This window comes from Caldalkalibacillus uzonensis (genome assembly GCF_030814135.1).
GTDB lineage: Bacteria > Bacillota > Bacilli > Caldalkalibacillales > Caldalkalibacillaceae > Caldalkalibacillus > Caldalkalibacillus uzonensis.
Map to the genome: position 1 here is coordinate 194153 of NZ_JAUSUQ010000003.1, position 17865 is coordinate 212017.

Sequence of the window (17865 nt, forward strand, 5' to 3'; positions counted from 1 at the left end):
TGAACCATCCTTTCCTAAAAGTTTATTTTTTCAACATGCCCTTCAAGACAAAAGCGACGTTGGCCGGCCGCTCCGCCAGTCGGCGCATAAAGTAGCCGTACCAGTCGTTGCCATAGGGCACGTAGACACGCACACGGTACCCTTCTTCTACCAAGCGCAGCTGCAGTTCAGACCGGATGCCATATAACATTTGAAATTCAAAACAATCGTATGGGACGTTATTTTTCTGAACGAATTGTTTCGTATAATCAATGATCGCCTCATCATGGGTGGCCACAGCGGCATAGCAGCCGTTTTCCAATTGCAGGCGAATCAGCTTTTTGAAGTTGTCATCCACATCCTGTTTTTCAGGATATGCCACTTCAGGAGACTCTTTATAGGCTCCTTTCACCAAGCGCAAGTTGGTTTTCAACTGAGCCAGATCCTGTACATCATCGGCACTGCGGTACAGATAGGCTTGGATTACGGTGCCTACGTTGTCGTAGTTTTGTCTTAACCGTTTGTATATGTCCAGTGTATCTTCCAGATGAGCGTAATCTTCCATATCGATGCGTACAAAGATGCCCAATGCTGCAGCTGTTTCCATGATGCGGTTCATATTAGCCAAACACAAGTCTTTGGAGATATCCAGGCCCATGGAAGTCAGTTTTAAAGACAAGTTGCAATCCAGCTTCTCCCTGGCCATGCCTTCCAAAGCAGCAATACAGTGATCAGCCATATCATTGGCTTCCTGTTCGTTGTAGACAAATTCCCCCAGATGATCCATCGTAGCCATCAGCCCTTTGGCATTTAAGCCATGGATCACTTGCAAAGCAGAATCTAACGTAGCCCCTGCTACAAACCGGCTGGCCCCCAGAGCCAATCCATATTTCTTAGCCAGGCGATTCAATGTTTTGTTTTTTGCCATAAAGAGGAAAAAGTTTTTCATCACCTGTTCCATGTGTTCCCCTCCTTTGCACAACTTTTCACTGTGCTAATTAGTCTTTCGCCATATAAAGTGCTTTCAAGTGAAAAGTTCCATTTTCTTAACAAGCAAATTTCATGCCAACTTTATCATTTCACTAAAATGTTGAAAAAACTCATGTTGATGGTCACTGCTTTGTCATTTTTCGCTATTGCATGTATAATATATTTACACATTTGTATAGAATTTGTTTAGTTTCAATCCATTTATGTCTAGAATCTAAACAGATTTGAATTGGAGGGTCAGGGGAGATGGGTCTACGTCAGTACCAAGAATCCCGTTTCTTTTTGGACGTATTAAACCGAGTCAGCAATGAGGCTATTACCATGGTTAATCTGGAAGGTGAGGTCCTGTTTTGGAGTGTAGCTGCGGAGCAAACCTATAACATCAAACGAGAGGAGATTATTGGCAAAAAAATCAAAGATTTCTTCCGGCAAGAAGACCTGATTGTGTTAAAAATGCTGGAGACAGAACAGCCTGTTAGGGGTATTTACCACCGTCCCCGTCCAGATAAACATGTTTTAATCAATTCAGCCCCTGTTTATGACGATGAGGGGCGCTTAATCGGGGCGGTTTCAGTGGAACAAGATATTTCCCAGTTGGTCAAGTTAAATGAGGAGCTGTCGGATGCCTCCCTGCAGCTTGATCAGCTGAAAAGTGCGGTCTCCCAAAACCATGCTGAAAGTCCCTTTTCCCAAATTAAAGGGAAAAGCAGGACCATTCAGGAGGCCATACAGATGGCCATGAAAGTGGCCAAAACGGAAGCCACGGTACTGATCACAGGGGAAAGCGGCGTCGGCAAAGAACTTTTTGCCCGGGCGATTCATGAAGCCAGCCTGCGCCATGACCAACCTTTTGTGCCCATTAACTGCGGTGCCATCCCCCCAGCCTTGTTCGAAAGTGAGTTGTTTGGCTATGAAGCAGGGGCGTTTACAGGTGCGTCCAAAGAAGGGAAAAAAGGCAAAATAGAGCTGGCCTCTGGGGGGACCCTGTTTTTGGACGAAGTGGGCGAACTGCCTATGGACATGCAGGTCAAACTGCTCCGTGTCCTGCAGGAGCAGGAAGTGTACCGTATCGGCGCCACCAAACCGCTGCCGGTTAATATCCGGGTCTTGGCTGCCACCAACCGTAACCTGGAGCAAATGGCGGCTGAAGGAACTTTCAGAGAAGACCTGTACTACCGTCTCAATGTGGTCTCTTTGTCCATCCCTCCCCTCCGTGATCGTCTGGAAGATATCCCGGAACTGGTGCAAATGTTCATTAACGAATTTGCAGCCAAGTACCAAAAGCCGATTCCCTCACTGGATAGCCAAGTGATGGCCCTATTCTTACAATACCATTGGCCGGGCAACATTCGCCAGCTGCGTAATGTGGTGGAGCGCTTGATCATTTTGACGGATGGGCAAGAGATCAAAGAGGAAGATGTCCGCTATCTCTTTCCAGTTGCTGAAAGTTCGGGACGACAGCAATATGTATCCCAACCAGCAAACGATTTCTCTACCTTCCGCTTCAACCCATTGTCAGTAGAGAAAGAGGCTTTAGAAAAGCGGCGGATTGAACAAGCCTTGAAAGAGACCTATGGCAATAAAAGTGCCGCAGCCAAAAAGCTGGGTATTTCCCGGGCAACCCTCTATCAGAAGTTGAAACAGTATGGGCTAAGTTGGAAGCGGGAGGGGCGGTAAGGGGAAAGCACAGTAAAAAAATACTGTCCTCGAACATATTCAGCGGCATTCTATTTGTCAAATCACATATTTTTGGTATAAGTAATCCACTACCCAGCTTGGCCGAGCGGGTGGATTACTTTTTTATTTCCCGGACGGTCCGGACGGCCAGTTGCAGGACTCCACCAAGAAGATTCCTCCGGTGAAAAGTAGTATAAGCAATCCTAGTACATCCAACGGTCTCACCCCCTGTACACACGGGGTTCAACTTTCTAAACAAAGAACCTGTAACTTTTGCCCTGCCCATTTGTCATTACTAGTGAAGGTTACTTCCCAATCAATACATGCTGCATGCTTAGCTACACTGCGGGGTGAGATGATGATCGAATTCCTCATGATGTTTGTTGAACATATGCAACGTTATGTTCCCTTGAGCTTATACACCATGTACCTGATGGGAATCAGTATAACCATGTTAGGACTTATCCAGTTGTACCATCTCCTGTTTGACCCGCATCAAGCAGAAAAACAGCTGCTATGGATGGGGATCATAGTACGTGTCCTCATGTTTGCAGCTATCACCATTGAGTTTGTTCATCACTTCAGTCACTACTCGTTGCAATATATATCGTATTGGGATGCAGACACGATTATCAATCAATATATGAATATTCTGTTTTACAGTTATATTGTGGTAGCCGGTATTCACTATATTCTTAGTTTGCCTTATCAGAGATGGTTCGGTTTTTTTTACACCTTTGACCTTTTTCTGGTGCTTAACCCTATTTTGCTTATCTTACCGGGGGTAGAGTTAGAGGAATTCTTTAGAGATCCGGTGGGTTACCTGTTTATATTACTTGTTCTGTCTTTGGTTGCTGCTTTGTATTTGTTTTTTGAGCTTTATTGGCGACGGGGATGGAAAGTTTATGGTCTCTTTTTCCTGCTGACCGGAGCGGCAACATGGGTGGTTCACACCATTCCATTAGATATGCTCGTTCCTGTCTTCACCTTTTTATTGTTGCTCGGCATGTATGAAGGAACCAAACATTTTATCTGGCCTTGGGTAATTAGGCATACTTATGGTTTTAAACGTGGATTAAGATTGGTCTTATGCAATGTCCCTTTGTTGCTGATCATGTCAGCAAATCCGTTTTATAATGTGTGGCTGTGGGCGGCTGCCAAAGCCAGCTATCCTGTAGAACTGGCCTATCGGGAAGAGGTGACTATCGCCACGCTAAATGAGGTTGAACAAATAGCCCGGCAGGCCACAGGCAACTGGGAGGATAACATCATTGTCATGCAAGGCTATATTGAAGATTTTCATAATATATACCGGTTACGATTGGGTGAATATCACCTGGATTTTAACGGGGTCTCCGGCAAGTTACTCAACCTGTCCCGCTCGCTGGGGAGGGATGAAGCAGAAGATTCTCTGCTTCATTCCCACAGCACTCTGCTCAATCAAGAAAAAATTAAAGCTAAAACCATCGATTGGCTGGCATCGGTCGGGTACACCTTTCATCCTGAGTACCACCACATGGACATTGAAGAGGAAAGGGACCATTTTTCCGTTCACATTTACCGCAAATGGTCCGATGGAGAACTCCAGAGAACGGAGCATGATTGGAGCGCTTTCCTGCGCTGGTCTAAAACAGGGCAGATTGATCATTTCTCTTCCGGTATTGTTTTTATGCTGGATGATTACGAGCAGATCAAGCTGAGTGAAGAGCAAGTTGAGCAGGTCATCCGCCACTGGTATGAAGGGTTAGGGCAACCAACACCAGCTTACCAGTTGAGCCACGCTTCCTTTTGGTATGATGGAGAAGGACCATCACTCTGGATTGATACTGGACATGGCGACCGCTTGACACTCAGCGGTCTGACAGGAGACGTCCTGGCCTACAACCGGGCTGACGAGGAGCAAACCCCCCCTGAACAAGCGGCTGGACAAAGGCAAACTGCTGCTTCAGACATTGCAGCCGCGGCAGAACAATGGGCAGCGCAATGGGTGAGGGACTGGTACGACCAGCCCTATACACGAGTCGAAACTGAAGAACCAGGACTCTTTTCCTGGCAGGCCCGGGACCAAAACAGTACAGGACTCACCCGTCATGTTGATGTCACACTAGATGAAAAAGGAGCATTAGTCTCGTTCAATTACTCTGTTTATGCCGATAGAGAGGAAACATATCAGCAGAATCGTTTTCCTGTTTCCCGCCAGGAGGCATTACAGCGAGTGAAAGAAAAATACCCTCTCCTCTCTCTTTACGCCCAACGGATCAAACTGGCCTGCGTCATCAACCGTTCAGGAGAGGTTGACCTTAAGTGGCTCGTTGTATTGATGCCCTTTGCCACGCAAGAACACCACTTGTATTTTGTCGATGTGCAAACGGGAGAAATAACACCTTTAGCAGACTATAAGCAAAGCAGGGATGATGGATGATGAATCACCAGCAAAGTTTGACTGAACAGTGTGCTATATTTCGTGATCTTTATGCAGACTATCAAGCAGATCATGTGGAACAAGAAACGAAGCAATGGATGGAAGAACATCTGTACCAGTGTGGTAATTGCCAAGAATGGATAACCCTAGGAGGAACATCCCAAACGGCAGGAGAGGATCAACATGAACCAGGGGAAAGCTTCTCCGTGCAGCAAACATCATCTGTTCATTCATCATCCTTAACCAAGGAAGAGCTGAAAACCATCCGGACAGCAAAGCGCATGCTTTGGCTAGGCATTGGGCTAGTCACAGCTTTGTCTGTCTGGGTAGCCTTCTGGTTCTACTTTTAAACTTAAGCGCTTGAAGTGTAGGGGTATTAATCATGGACAACTATTTTAGACAACTAGAAAAATTTTATGAGCAATACCAGCCAGAAATATACGCCTATCTCTATCATCAAACAGGCCGGAAAGAGATCGCTGAAGAATTATGCCAGGATGTCTTTTTGAAAGCTTACCACGGGCTGCCCTCATATCGGGGGCAAGCTTCTATCAAATCATGGCTGTACCGCATTGCCCATAACCATTTTGTGACCTGGTACCGCCGGGAAACAAGATACCGTATGGTACCCATCAAAACAGAGCTCCTTCATCAACTCGAGGCAGATCATGATTTGCCCCACAAATCTTTAGAGCAAAAAGAAGAAAGTGAGCATGTACGGCGTATTTTGAACCAACTGAAAACAGAGTTCCGAACCGTCCTGATTTTACGAGACATACAGGAACTAGCTTATCAAGAAATAGCGGATATTCTAGGCTGGAGTTTGCCCAAAGTGAAAACCACCTTGCATCGGGCGCGGCTGCAGTTTCGTCTGGACTTTGAAAAATACGAGCAAGGACAAGTTGTTAATCAAAGACGGAAAGGATGAGACAAATGAAATGTTCCTTAGTACGTGATTTACTCCCGCTGTACAGAGAAGAGAACTGTCGTCCTGAAACAATACGGGCAGTAGAAAAGCATCTAAACACCTGCCCCCATTGCCACAAATTGTATAAAGCGTTGGACCAACCGCTTAAACTCAAGTCATTACTTGGAGAGAAGGAAGCACCTCTCAATGTGGACACGGCTGCTGATACAGAGCCCAGCAACTTGCAGCAACGGGAATTTTGGCGGCGCTACTATGGCAGATATTTAGTGAAAGGAAGTCTGCTGTTTTTAGTGCTATATCTCTTGCTGGTGGCAGGCGGAAAAGTATTCTCTTAATTTAAAAGGAATCCCAGTTCAACCCATGCTCCAGCATAGATTTAAATTCAGCCAGAACAGGAAGATGCCGTTTTTCCAACTTAATCCTTAACAACTGGCAGACAGGTTGCAAGCAGGCATAAGCCTTATCGCTCTCCACTTGAATAACAGCGGGTATATAACCTAAGCAGTCAATCAGTTTGTGTAATTCTGAGTATAGCTTGTGAACCTCAGCGTTGTGCTCAGCAAGAGCAAAGCTGATGACCATTCCACTTTTGCCATCAAAAAACAGACACATTGTGGGAAAGTAGGGACGTTCACCTTTTCGGTTCTGCACAGGTTCTGTCATGTAATCAACATGGCAAATCAGCTCATGTGGTTTGCGTTGATAGGCCTTGCGCACCCTTTGCCAGGTGAGGCGATCCATGTGGTTCTGCGCTTTTTGAAACAGCTGCTGACGATACTCATCATCTAACTCCGCTAATGTCACACTCACATCCACAGTGCCATCCTGCCAGTTCCAGCTATTACCCTCTTTGACAGATATGCGGGCAAACTTGGTGTTCTGTGCTGTGTCTAACAAGGCCGGATTCTCTTTCACCCGTTGGCAAACGTTGATGGACTGGTATAAGACCCGTGTCATTAACCGTGCTTCATCCTCAGTGATATACCAAGGCAGATAACCAGGTGTATAGTTTCTGAATACTGGCCATTGATGGCGTCCCCTGTATTTTAAACCTAGCCTTTTGATCAGCCGGTAGTCAAACTCACTCAACTCTTCACGGTTGTCGAAGGAAAGCAGTATACCTTGTTGCAGATGAAGCATGTCTTCGTCTGACCCGATTCCATTCTGCATCATCATTAAAGAGCGTAAGCCCGGCTTGCCAAATAAGATCAATAAACCATACATATCTCCACCTTCACCCAGCACACAACCGTATCCCGTCTGTCCCGTTTGGCCATCAACAATGGCAAAATTGTCCACATCGGACATCCATTGCCACGGAGCAAGGGCCTTATACTGATTAGCCGCTTCAAACAGTTGGCGCCAGATGAGGTCCTGTTCAGTCAATTGTTTTATTTGAGCCGTTCTGTGTGGGAGCGTGGAGCCTGATGAAGTTTGAGCCTGGGTTCTTTGCTGTAAAAATTGGGGGCTGTTTAAGCTCTTTTCCCTCTTGGCAAAAAACTGATTCAGCTCACCTTGCCAGCGTAGATTGGCCGCTTTGTCCTGGGTTGGCAGCCATTTGGCCTTGATGCAGCGTGGATATACCTTTTCTCTTTGTGGTTCCATAATAGCTTTGACTTCAAGTATATATTGAAGATCCAAACCAAAATCAGAAGTGTACACACATGTATCTCCTACATGCTGCAGCCATTCTCCCAGCTTTTCTTGTTCTTCATCCAACACTAAGGTCTGTCCGAACAAATCAATTCCCTTTATATTCTGATTGCCAATAAGCACCTTATCCCAGAAAGGAGAAAACGAGCCAAACAGCGAATCAGCATGTTCACCCGGCTTGCCTTCCAATTGTTGCTGTTTGGACTCCGGGATGGCGGGAACTTCAAACTGGTGCAGATGGATGTCATCGGGGTCAATGATCAGTTGCATGATATGATGTAATTGGGCAAACGTGATATCCCGGTCTACCAGTATACGACACCATACGGGTGGTCTCGATCCTTTCAACCTTATTTTCAGCTCATAAATCATTACTATCCTCCTGTTGAAACTACCTTTGCTTGCACATGATACCCACAGTACTTTTTCATATTAATCACGCCGTTTGTAAATAACAGATACTGGCCTTTGATACCAATTAACCGGTCTTCAATCTTAGGCTGCTTGTCCAGATTGTAAGACTTGATTTGACCCACCGCTTCCAGGATGGGATAGGTAAACTGGACAATCTCCTCTTCAGTTAGGACATAGTGCTTAAATGACTCCGGCACAAATTCAAGCACATCATCCCGAACCTGTTTGAGGTCCACATCGTTAAATTCCCCTTTGAGCATTTTGCGCCAATTGGTTTTGTCTGGCAAGTAATCAGCCAGGGCCAGTTCAAGCTCTCCGGCTGTTTTGCGGTTAGGCACCTCAGCAATAGGAATCGCCTTGATCGCTCCCTGATCAGCCCAGCGCTTTAATTCATTGTTTTTACGGGTCAGGCCCACTTTCACGTCACTGCTTAAGGCCAAATAAACATAATGGGGAATCATGCAGTGCTGTTCCCCAAATGTTTCATCCCGGCATGTCCCTTCGTCAAAGTGACACAAGCTGGGCTTGACAATACACATGTCATTTTCCGGCCGCTTTTTAAAACAGACGTAACAGCTGCCGTTGTTATACGTTTTTTTAATCTTGCGCCCACAATACACACATTCGATCTCTCCTGTAAACTGAAGACGAATCTGTTCGCCCAATACATGGTTCAATGGAAGTGTTTCATCCCCTAACTGTAAAAAATATTGCAAAGGATCCCCGTATTGATGGGTCAATCCCTTAACCATGCCGCTTGCTTGCATGATGTGAACCTCCTTTGCTCCCTGAACACCAGGCCGCTGATGAAGATAAACAACAGCATGCCCCCAATTGCATAGTACAAACTGCCTTGGGCAAACCACTGAATGAACAATCCACCAACCAGCGGACCTACTATACTCCCTATGGCAAAACAAACCGCAGCCATCACATTTCCTGTAGGTAAAAGGCTCTTGGGCAACAGATCAGCCAGATAGGCAACCCCCAGTGAGAACAAGGAGCCAATCAGTGCGCCCGTGATAGCAAAAGTGCCCAGCAACAACCACATATTGTGCTCCACAAACACAGAACTGATAAAGGTTAACGCCCCCGTTCCGGTGACGATCAACAGCAATCGCCGACGCCCAATACGGTCACTTAAAATCCCCAGCGGCAATTGTGTGATCAGACTGCCAACCACAAATGAAGACAGAAGGATCGCGCTCCAGCCAATATCTATCTCCGACCGCAAGGCGTAAACCGGAAAGTTGCCATGCAGCGCCGCTTCCAAAAAACCATAACCAAAGCAAGGCAACAACGCAAACCAACAACGCTTAAAAACTGTGCGATAACGCTGCCAGGTCCCAAGACCGGATGCGGTTTCTACATGGGACTCCGGCCACTCATTGCGCAGCGTGATGAGCATCAACCAGGCTAACACATTGGTGACCGTGGCCACAAAAAAAGGCAATAGCTCATTAATTGTTAACAGGTGCATCATCAAGGGGCCGATGCCGAATCCCAGGCCAAAGGCCAAGCCATAAATAGCAATCTGACGTCCCCTTTTCTCAGCCGGGCTGGTTGAGGTGATCCACACTTGAGTGGCAAAGTGAATCATATTGTCTCCCATGCCGACAATGACCCGCAGCATGAACCAGAACCAAAACACCTGCCAGAAAGGAAATAGTATAATAGAAACCAGTACCAACGTTAAGCCGATCACAATGACCGGTTTGTAGCCATAATTACGTACAGGGGCTTCAATAAAAGGGGAGGCCAGCAGAATGCCAATGTACAGTGCGGCGGCATTCAAACCGTTAAGCGCTGGAGGTACACCAATGCCCTCCAGCATCACAGCCAGGACAGGCAACAGCATGCCCTGGGAAAAGCCAGCAATACCGACCATCACCACCAGTACCATAAACCGGTAAGTGGGATGATTGGGGCTTGTCATTTGTTCCGGTGTGGATTTATTGTGATGTTCACTTCTGTGTTCAGTTGCCTGTGGACTTTCTTCCAATCTGACAGCCCCTTTCCTTCTTTCACCAGCCATACGTTTCTTGCTGTGATCTTCTACTAACTGTCAATCTATCATATTGACTTATGTTTTGTCTATCATGAACAAACCGGCTTTAGGCGTGCGGTGAAATGGCGCAGAATGGGGGCTTCATACACCAACTGTAAACCCTTATGCTCCCCGCTTCCTTCCATCACAGCTGACAATCCCTCAGCCACCACACGCATGTGATTGTCCGTATACGTACGTCTGGGAATGGTCAGACGCAAAAACTCCACCGGTGAACATCCATCTTCCCCTGTTTGAGGGTGGCGGCCGTAAAGTAAAGAGCCAATTTCCACTCCCCGGACACCCGCTGCCATATACAACTGGCAAGCCAGGACCTGGGCCGGAAACTGGTCCTTGGGAATGTGGGGATACACCTGACCCGCATCAACAAAGATCGCATGGCCTCCCACCGGCTGCTGAATAGGAATCCCTCGCTTGATTAAATCCTCCCCTAAGCGCCTCACCTGTCCGATCCGCTGTTCAAGATAGTCCGGTTCGATCACCTCGGTCAGGCCCACGGCCAAGGCTTCCATATCCCGCCCGGCCAAACCGCCATAGGTGGGAAACCCCTCATAAGCGACTAGCCTGGCTTGGCACTCTAAAGCCCACTCCTCGTTCTCCTTAATGCCCAGTAAACCACCAATATTGACCAACCCGTCCTTTTTGGCACTCATGGTAAACCCATCACAATAGCGGAACATTTCCCTCACGATTTCTGCGATGGTTTTGTGGGTATACCCTTCTTCACGCTGGCGGATAAAATAGGCGTTTTCAGCAAAGCGGGCCGCATCCAAAATAAGCGGAACATTATACTTCCGTGCCAGCTGATAAGCCTCCTTCAGGTTGGTCATGGAAACAGGCTGCCCACCTGCCCCATTGCATGTGACGGTCATAATGATCATGGCCACACGGTCACCTTCTTTTTCCAAATAGGCGGATAACTGAGTGAGATCAATGTTACCCTTAAACGGATGAGGGTTCGCGCTCTGGTAGGCCTCCTTAATCACCAAGTCGATGCCTTCCCCACCAGCCAATTGAATGTGAGCACGGGTGGTATCAAAGTGCATATTGCCCAACACCAGCGGCTTAGCCTCGTTGATTAACAAGGGAAACAACACTTGTTCCGCTCCCCGGCCCTGGTGGACAGGCAAAATATAACGGTGTCCAAACAGCTGTTGGCTCACTTCCTTTAAGTGCTGGTACTGCTCTGCTCAGCTCAACAAGGGGATTTCTCAGCTCATCACAGAAACCCGCGCATGCACTCTTTGTAGCATCAACGCCGGGCACGATCTTATTTTCATTTTATATTTTTTAAATTGAACAATAAAACACTTTTTAAAACTATACATCCACTTTTCTCAGTAAATCATCAGAATCAGCTGCCTCAGATTTCAAGTAGCCCAAATGCTGCAAGCTGTTCAGCAAACCTTCACGAATCTCCCCCTCAATAGGGACAATGTCCTCAGGCCTGGGACAGTTGTTTCAGGTTCAACCCCTTCATCCGTTCTACATATTTACTTATTTGGATTAATTCCGTATCGTTTCCTGGTGCTGCGGCAAGCATGACGGCCAACGGAAGTCCATTAGAGTCCAATGCAACCGGAATCACTGAAAGAGGACCTCCTAACACTGTCCAGGGTGTCGTAAAATTGGGAGGACCTGTTGTATCAAGCCTCTTCGGTGCAGATGCAGGAACAGGAGGAGATATCAGCACATCATAAGGTTGAAAGGCTTTCCAGGTGTCTGCTTTCATCTCCTCTATTAACCTGCGTGCCTTTTCATAGCTTTCTTTTGTTATGGCCATACCGCTTTCAACCAATTCCACAAAATGATGACCGATGTTGGCTTTGTTGGTTTGAACTGTCGCACCGTGATATTCCGCCGCTTCATAAGCAACTACTTGCCTGTGTAATGTAATAAAATCATCAAACGGATGAGGTGGCGTAACCCGTTCTACAGCATGTCCCGCCTCTTCAAATAGTTTGGAAATTTGTTTTACCACTTTAATTGCATGTGGTGAGCCCTCTCGTTGATAAAGAGGGTCTTCTACAATCCCTACCTTTAATATTTTCACAGAATGATGAGACAGATTCATTTTTTCTTGATGACCGTGTTGATGAAAGACTTCATAGGCTAAGCTCACGTCATCCCAAGTCCGGCCAAAAAAACCAAGTGAATCAAAAGTTGGAGCAAGAGGAAAAACCCCATCTGTTGGGAGGTTTCTCCAGGAAGGTTTAAGTGCGCTTATTCCGCAATAAGCTGCCGGTCTGCAAACCGATGCAGCAGTCTGGCTGCCGATAGCGAGCGGGACCATTCCGGCAGAAACAGCAGCCGCTGATCCGCTGCTGGAACCGCCAGGCGTATGGTTATGATTGAACGGATTTCTAGTGGGGGCCGGGTCGAACCATGTAAATTCAGTCGTATGGGTCTTACCCAGTATAATTGCACCGAGTGCCTTGAGCTTAGCCACGATCTTTGCATCTTTTTGAGCCGGTTTGGCATGTTGAAAAACCTTGCTCCCTACTTGAGTTGGTAAACCAGCCACGTCTATATTATCCTTTACTCCAATCGGAATGCCATGCAGCGGACTTCTAATCCTTCCTAGTCTCACCTCTTCAGCAAGGAGCTCGGCAGTCTCCAAGGCCCTTTTTCTGTCAACTAGTTTCCAAGCCTTAATGTCAGCCTCCAGCTGGTCAATGTGTTCCAGATGTGCTTTGACAATCTCTACAGGAGAAAGTACACCTTTGGAAATCCGTTCTGCCATTTGGAGAATACTAAGTTGTGTAATTTTATCCATCATGTAAGCCTCCTCGACACCATTTTTTATTGATATGATCACAATCAATTTTTAAACACGGGTTCATTTACTTTTTCATATATACATGATACGGTCCCTTATGTTGATGTTTATCTTACTGATGAACTGGTAAGATGCTTCTTAAAATTCACAAATAAACGCTTGCTCATGGTTATTGGAGTAATCCGGTTACTCGATTTCGTATGGTACGGGAAACTCATGCCCAGCATCAATTTGAAATTGAATAAAAGCCCGCATTAGTTCCGTTCCTGGTAAACCGGCTTGGTTCATTTCCTCAGCGTAGTCTTGCGGCATTCCGACCAATCTCTCAGCCCACCGCTTCTCTTCTTCCAGTGGAAGATTAGAAATCTGAACCCCCTGCTTTTCCATTTCTTCGAAATTAGACTGTTCCACTTCTTTTGCATATTTAGCGCTTCGATACGTAAATTCACTACCTACTTCTTCAAAAACTTTCTGAACTTCGGGAGGCAAGCTATTCCAAGTATCATTATTGACAACCAGCCCGCCCAGATTCATAGAACCAAAATTAACATTTGTCAAATATTTAGCTTGCTCGTATAACCTAAATCCCATCACTGAGCTGGTAAAGATTACCCACCCCTCATAAACACCTGACTGCAGACTTTGATAAGCCTCGGTCAATGCGCTTTGTACGGGGATGGCCCCAGAGGCTTGTAACCATCTTTGGTTTGCAGAGGCGCCAGCAACCTTTCGTCCTTCCATATCTTCCATTTTCTCTACTGGAAAAGTCGTAATCAAAGAGTAATTCTCCGAGATCGCAAATCCCAATAATTTTGCGTTAACAGCGTCGTATTCTCCTGCAAATTCTTCAAATTCATCTTTCATTCTCATAGCCACTTCAGCAATAATTTCTGGATCACTGCTGGAAAAAGGAGTATTGAAACCCATGCTCGAAATCATCAAATGTCTTGGTTGAAAAGCAGCAGTCATGAATCCTACATCCAAAATTCCTGCTTCAATCGTTTCCAATTCTCCACTCATGTTAGTAATAGTACCCCAATTTTCAACCCAATTGATTTCATATGGCGTTGATTCTAAAGCCCGATCAACCTCTGGCATAAAATAATTTTTAATAGGATGCAGCCACACCGAACTTTCCAATGGAGCTCCAGCACCAATCCGCAAAGTAATCACGGTTTTTTCGGAATCACCTGCGACCTGAGAACCCTCACCACCATTCGCACTTTCACCACCCGTCTCCGTAGATTGCCCGCATGCAACCAGAAGCATTACCACGACCATGCTGACAAACAGAATGAGAAGACGTTCACGACTACTTGATCTCATTGGAAAAAACCTCCTTAGAGTAATCATGATTATACAAACCACCGTTGATCTTGAACATCAACGTGGTCTGTTTCCCCTAGGATAATCTTGGAGTGGTCTTACATGATCTGCTCAGACCTCCATAAAGCTCGGCAGCCAAGTAGCAATCTGGGGAAATAACAATATGAGCCCTATCACGAAGATCATCATTAAAATAAATGGAAAAGCACCTATAAATATTTCTTCGATACTTGCCTTATCACCTAAAGCAGATTTCATAGAATAAACGACGAGCCCAAAAGGAGGCGTTAGCAATCCGATTTCTGCAGCGATTACCACGAGCACTCCAAAAAGAATGGGATCAAACCCAATCGAATGAACAAACGGTAACATCATTGGCATCGTTATCAATAAAATTGACACAGAATCAAGGATCGTTCCGAGTAATATGATAATGAGTAAAAAGATGATAATCAGTATTACAGGTGACACAGAAAGTTTCTCAATAAATGTGTTCAGTTCTGCGAGGACACCGGTGACCCCCAGCATACGGGAGTACATCATTGCTGTTATGAGGAGTAAAAGAACACTTGCTGACGTGTAGCCCGTTTCAATGAGTATCTCTTTCAGCTTTTTGATTGTTAATTTGCGTTTAGATAGAACAAGAAGAAAGGCTCCAAACGCCCCAACAGCACCAGCCTCTGTAGGTGTAAACCAACCTCCATATAGCCCACCGAGCATGACAACCACTAACACACCCGCTCCTAAAGGCTTGAGAAAAATTTTAATATTTTCCTTGGACCATCCCTGCTGGCCTTCAGTTGCCTTCTTTCCCCCCACTAATTCCGGTTTAAGCGTGGCCATAACATAGATTCCCACGCAATATGTGACAGCAAGAACAATTCCAGGTATCATACCTGCAATAAAGAGTTTACCCACAGACTCTTGGGCGATCATGCCGTAAACAATGAACATGAGACTTGGAGGAATCAGCATGCCCAATACCGAGCTTCCGGCAACAGAACCTAGGGCCATTTTTTTGTCATAATGCAAGCGTGTCATGGGATCAATGGCGACTTTACTAAAAACAGATGCCGAGGCCACACTAACCCCTGTGATTGTGGCAAACACAGCGCTGGCCCCAACGGTCGCCATCGCCAGTCCTCCACGTATTTTTCTGAGGAGGGCATGAAAGGCATTATAGATCTCGGTACTGGTCCCTGACATAGTGGTAAACACGCCCATCAAGACAAAAAGGGGGATTACAGCAAATGTATAATCATTTACAGCGGAATAAGCTGTATTACTTAAAATGGTCATACTTGTTTTGAAATCTCCAATGGTTAACCATACCCCCAAAAAACTCATTAATCCCAAGGCAACAGCAACATGCATCCCCAAAAATATGAGAATGACTAGAAGAATAAACGTTAACAGGCCTATTACGATGGATCCCACGGTCTATGCCCCCTTGTCAGTCTTTGCCCGAGGTCTTCTTAGTGAATCGTACATACTCAACGCAAACTGCAACGTCATCAGCAAACTCCCCAGCAAAATTAGCGCGTATGTGGGAAACGTAGGAATGCGCACGTAATTTCCTTCAAAATTCCATGTTACGAATGCTCGATAAGCCGGTTCCAGTGTAGCGAAAAAAATCATTATAAAAACAATCATACCGGCCAAACTAGCCATCGTATCCAACACCTTTTTCCAATATTGCGGTACACGATCATAAATAACCGTCGTGCGGATATGCCGTCCTTTCCTTAAAACGTGAGCGATTTGTAAAAACGTAAGACCTACGATTGAATTTTTTACGATTTCCGGAATCCCAGGAATGGGAGTATTAAATAATCCCCTCCCAACGACATCAGCAAAAATAATCACCATCAAAAAAACAATCCAAACCGCTCCGATAAAACACAAGTTTGCAATCATTGAATCAAATATTTTTCTAAGCTTGTGACTTTGTTTATTTTCCATAAAAGCACCTCCTCGGAAATGAGGCCACCTATTTAATCAGAAGACAACTTCAACATAAGACAAAAATAAACTCACTGATCATTTCGCAGGTGAAGGGCTGATATCCAATGTTAATGTTGATCCCTGCTAAGATATAGGAGACACCTCTTCGGTATGGTAGTGTTTTGGACAAGTTCACTACACCAAACGAAGAGGTGTTTTATATTAACCCTGGGAAATAATTTTTCTCAAAAAAGGACCTATACCATTTTTTAGAGCAGCCAGAGGCCGTCAGGGTTCCCATACTTAGCAAATATGTGATCCCTTGCTTCCTTTGCCAATCCGAAAATACGATCCATGTTTTCTTTCAGCATCTTTCCGTCCCGCTTCACTGCCTGACCTGCTACAAAAACAGAATCCACATTACCGGCATGCGCACATTGCACTACAGCACCAATTGGATCATTCACTGGGTAGAGGTTCAAATCAGTGGTTCGAATCATAATGATATCCGCCTCTTTGCCAGGTGACAGAGTACCTATCTTGTGATCCAGTTTTAACACCCTTGCTCCTTCTGTTATGGCAAATTCAAGTACTTCTCTGGCTGTGAGATTCAACTTCTCAGGCATTTTTCCTTCAGCCAGCACCTTATCATTTATTCGTGCTCGCTCAGCTTGTAATGCGAATTTCATCTGCGCAAACATATCACCACCTGTGGAAGTGACCACATCAACCCCCAGTGCAGGCCTGCCGCCATTCTCCAGTATCAATCCAGTTGGTGGATAGCCATGTCCCATCATCATCTCAACTTCCGGTGTTACCGAGATGGAAGCTCCAGCATCAGCGACCATTTTAAATTCTTCTGGACTGATTGAATTGGCATGAACAAAGTTCAAATCCGGCCCTAATAGATCTGCCTGCTGGAGCTTTTCAATGGAGCGGTCAACAGATCCCCAGCTTCCAAAACCCAAATGCATACTGCAAAGCACATCCAGTTCTCGTGCTAATTGAATATCATCAACTGCCGTATCCCATGAACTGAATTCTGGCCCTCTAATGGCCAGCGCCATTGTTAGCAATTGATCATCTGAAGAAAAATAGCTGTTCTTCACCCGCCGACTGTCCTCGGAATGCCTGATTTGACTTTCTCTGGACCAGTAGTCTCCGTCACCCGGAATCCCGTATGCAAAAACAGCCCGGATCCCAGATTCTTGCAGTCCTCTGATCAATTCATAGGCATGGTCAGGAGAAATGATCATGGACCAATCCAATATGGTAGTCACGCCAGCATCCAAGGCTTCCAGTGCTCCTAAAAGATTGGCGACATAGCCATCCTCCGGTCGCAACTTAGCTCCAATATTCCCAAAATAAATGCTGTTCAAATACTTCATTAAAGACCAGTCTGCCCCAACATTGCGAATCACTGATTCCCAGGTGTGACGGTGAGTATCGACAAAACCAGGCATCACAATCATATTTGAAGCGTCAATCACTTCGAAATCAGATCCAACTTCAATTCTCGGTCGGACCTCCACGATTTTGCTTCCTTCAACCAAAACATCCGCCTTTTTAAAATCTCCCAAAGTCTTATCAAGCGTAATAACACATCCGTCTTTAAAAAGCTTCTTTTCAGACATCGTCCCACTCTCCTTTCCTGAACTTTTTTAGGGCCTGACAAATAATCCCTT

14 protein-coding genes and 1 pseudogene are annotated in these 17865 nt (G+C 45.7%); 5 read left to right on the forward strand and 10 right to left on the reverse strand.

Annotated features, from left to right (window positions below; translation table 11 throughout):
• Window positions 1-22 precede the first annotated feature (22 nt).
• The gene (locus tag J2S00_RS05535; RefSeq protein WP_307336540.1) at window positions 23-940 is read right to left on the reverse strand and encodes a proline dehydrogenase family protein; all 918 of its coding nucleotides are present in this window, start codon (window positions 938-940) and stop codon (window positions 23-25) included.
• A 275-nt stretch (window positions 941-1215) separates the two neighbouring features.
• Between J2S00_RS05535 and J2S00_RS05540 the strand changes: the two genes are divergently transcribed.
• The 5 genes from J2S00_RS05540 (at window position 1216) to J2S00_RS05560 (ending at window position 6331) form a co-directional block, all read left to right on the forward strand.
• Entirely contained in the window at window positions 1216-2646 is a 1431-nt protein-coding gene (locus J2S00_RS05540; RefSeq protein ID WP_307336543.1) for a sigma-54 interaction domain-containing protein, read from the forward strand.
• A gap of 373 nt (window positions 2647-3019) precedes the next feature.
• Window positions 3020-5068 (forward strand): hypothetical protein, encoded by a 2049-nt coding sequence (locus J2S00_RS05545; protein ID WP_307336546.1) that lies wholly within the window; start codon window positions 3020-3022, stop codon window positions 5066-5068.
• Window positions 5068-5418 carry a hypothetical protein gene (locus J2S00_RS05550; protein WP_307336548.1) on the forward strand — a complete coding sequence of 117 codons (351 nt, stop codon included), beginning with the start codon at window positions 5068-5070 and terminating at the stop codon, window positions 5416-5418. The genes J2S00_RS05545 and J2S00_RS05550 overlap by 1 nt, the downstream gene beginning before the upstream one ends.
• Before the next feature lie 32 nt (window positions 5419-5450).
• Window positions 5451-5996, forward strand: coding sequence for an RNA polymerase sigma factor (locus tag J2S00_RS05555; RefSeq protein ID WP_307336551.1), 546 nt, complete (start codon window positions 5451-5453; stop codon window positions 5994-5996).
• A 5-nt stretch (window positions 5997-6001) separates the two neighbouring features.
• The gene (locus J2S00_RS05560) at window positions 6002-6331 is read left to right on the forward strand and encodes an anti-sigma factor family protein (protein WP_307336554.1); all 330 of its coding nucleotides are present in this window, start codon (window positions 6002-6004) and stop codon (window positions 6329-6331) included.
• Window position 6332: 1 nt separating this feature from the next.
• On the opposite strand, the gene J2S00_RS05565 is transcribed toward J2S00_RS05560, so the two are convergent.
• The 9 genes and pseudogenes from J2S00_RS05565 to J2S00_RS05605 all read right to left on the reverse strand — a co-directional run bounded on the left by J2S00_RS05565 (window position 6333) and on the right by J2S00_RS05605 (window position 17814).
• Window positions 6333-8021: a plasmid pRiA4b ORF-3 family protein gene (locus tag J2S00_RS05565; protein ID WP_307336556.1), complete on the reverse strand. Its 1689-nt coding sequence runs from the start codon at window positions 8019-8021 to the stop codon at window positions 6333-6335.
• A gap of 2 nt (window positions 8022-8023) precedes the next feature.
• The gene (locus J2S00_RS05570) at window positions 8024-8830 is read right to left on the reverse strand and encodes a DUF2797 domain-containing protein (protein ID WP_307336558.1); all 807 of its coding nucleotides are present in this window, start codon (window positions 8828-8830) and stop codon (window positions 8024-8026) included.
• A complete protein-coding gene (locus J2S00_RS05575; RefSeq protein WP_307336561.1) occupies window positions 8800-10098 on the reverse strand; it encodes an MFS transporter in 1299 nt (432 codons plus the stop codon). The genes J2S00_RS05570 and J2S00_RS05575 overlap by 31 nt, the downstream gene beginning before the upstream one ends.
• A gap of 62 nt (window positions 10099-10160) precedes the next feature.
• Window positions 10161-11306 (reverse strand): annotated as a pseudogene (locus J2S00_RS05580) (tryptophanase); the annotation flags it as partial.
• A gap of 266 nt (window positions 11307-11572) precedes the next feature.
• Entirely contained in the window at window positions 11573-12907 is a 1335-nt protein-coding gene (locus J2S00_RS05585) for an amidase (protein ID WP_307336564.1), read from the reverse strand.
• 189 nt (window positions 12908-13096) lie between these two features.
• Window positions 13097-14236: a C4-dicarboxylate TRAP transporter substrate-binding protein gene (locus J2S00_RS05590; RefSeq protein ID WP_307336567.1), complete on the reverse strand. Its 1140-nt coding sequence runs from the start codon at window positions 14234-14236 to the stop codon at window positions 13097-13099.
• A gap of 111 nt (window positions 14237-14347) precedes the next feature.
• Window positions 14348-15673, reverse strand: coding sequence for a TRAP transporter large permease (locus J2S00_RS05595; protein ID WP_307336570.1), 1326 nt, complete (start codon window positions 15671-15673; stop codon window positions 14348-14350).
• A 3-nt stretch (window positions 15674-15676) separates the two neighbouring features.
• On the reverse strand, window positions 15677-16198 hold the full coding sequence (locus tag J2S00_RS05600) for a TRAP transporter small permease subunit (protein ID WP_307336572.1): 522 nt from the start codon (window positions 16196-16198) through the stop codon (window positions 15677-15679).
• Window positions 16199-16449: 251 nt separating this feature from the next.
• Window positions 16450-17814 (reverse strand): amidohydrolase family protein, encoded by a 1365-nt coding sequence (locus tag J2S00_RS05605; RefSeq protein ID WP_307336574.1) that lies wholly within the window; start codon window positions 17812-17814, stop codon window positions 16450-16452.
• Window positions 17815-17865 lie beyond the last annotated feature (51 nt).